This window comes from Mycobacterium sp. THU-M104, assembly GCF_049197365.1.
GTDB lineage: Bacteria > Actinomycetota > Actinomycetes > Mycobacteriales > Mycobacteriaceae > Mycobacterium.
The window spans coordinates 1-1,295 of record NZ_JBMIOP010000237.1; the positions used below are offsets into that span (position 1 = coordinate 1).

The 1,295-nt window shown below is 65.5% G+C and carries 1 protein-coding gene and 1 pseudogene; both read right to left on the minus strand.

Annotated features, from left to right (window positions below):
• Positions 1-130, minus strand: a pseudogene (locus tag ACOJVU_RS17665) (precorrin-3B synthase); the annotation flags it as partial.
• A gap of 43 nt (positions 131-173) precedes the next feature.
• Positions 174-1,142, minus strand: coding sequence for an NAD(P)H-dependent flavin oxidoreductase (locus ACOJVU_RS17670; protein WP_421530960.1), 969 nt, complete (start codon positions 1,140-1,142; stop codon positions 174-176).
• Between the last annotated feature and the right edge of the window lie 153 nt (positions 1,143-1,295).

Below are 1,295 nucleotides of genomic sequence, written 5' to 3' on the forward strand. Positions count from 1 at the left end.
CCGCCACTGCGGCGAGCTGGGCGGCGGTGATCATGCCGCCGGGGAGCCGCACCCGCACCAATGCGCCGTCGGCGGCCTGGTGCACCTGGAGTGCACCAGGACAGGCGTCGGTTCTGCGCGCTCTGGCCACATGATCACGCTACGGGAGACAGAGGGTTCTGCGGCCCGATCGATCACTCGTAGACGTGCGTCCTCCCGACGACGGACGCGCGGTGGAGAGCGAGGCAGAACTCCTTTTCAAGCCTTGCGACGATTGTCGCCACCGGCTCGATTGCGTGGATCGTCTGTAGGCCCTGACCTGCGGCCCAAGCGTCCTTCCACCGTTTGATGGCGGCGGCGCCGGCGGTGTAGTTCTTGGCTGCCGCCACGGGCGCGAGACGGTCGGGATCGAGTCCCAGGGCGCTCAGACTGGGTTTGAGCCACGAGGCCGGGGTCCCAGTGATGGCCGAGCTGACAATCAGGTCGTCGGGTCCGTGGTCGACGATCATCTGTTTGCATCCGGGCACCGCCATACTCTCCTCGGCGGCCAGGAAACGCGTACCCATGTACACCAAATCCGCGCCCGCAATGACCGCTCCCGTCACACCGTGTCCGTCGCTGATTCCGCCACCCACGATGATCACGCCGTCGAAGAACTCTCGTACTGCGGAGATGAAGGCGAACGGGGACATGTGCCCGGTATGGCCACCGGCTCCTGCAGCGACACAGGCCATTCCGTCGGCACCGGCCTCGCTGGCCTTGTGCGCCAGCCGGATGTTGATGACGTCGGCGATCACCATGCCCCCGTAGCCCTTCACCACGTCGATGACGGGTCTCGGTGAACCGGGCGCCGTAATGACCATCTGTGGCCGGTATTCGGCGATCAGCCGAAGATCCTCGGCAAGAAGGCCGTTGCTGCTGTGCGTCACGAGATTGGCCGCCCAAGGCGCGACCGGGCGGGCCGCGTGCTCAACGGTGCCGAGTTGGTCGGTGATGGTGCCCATCCACACGTCGAGGTCGGCCGTCGTCCGGCAATTCTGAGTGGGAAACGAGCCGATGATGCCCGCCCTACAGGCCGCCGTGACAAGTTCTGGTCCGGAAACCAGGAACATGGGGGCCGCGATGACGGGGAGTCTCAACGAGAAGGGAAGCGGTTGGTTCACGATGGCCCTCATGCGTAGTGGGAGCGGGTCAAAGTATCAGGACTGATCGGAGTCGGCTTGGGTAGGTGGCCCGCAGAGCGCGTCGTCGGCCATCATTGCGGTGAGTATCCTTGCTGCTTTCCCCCGGTCGGCCTTTCCCAGCGGCGTCAAGGG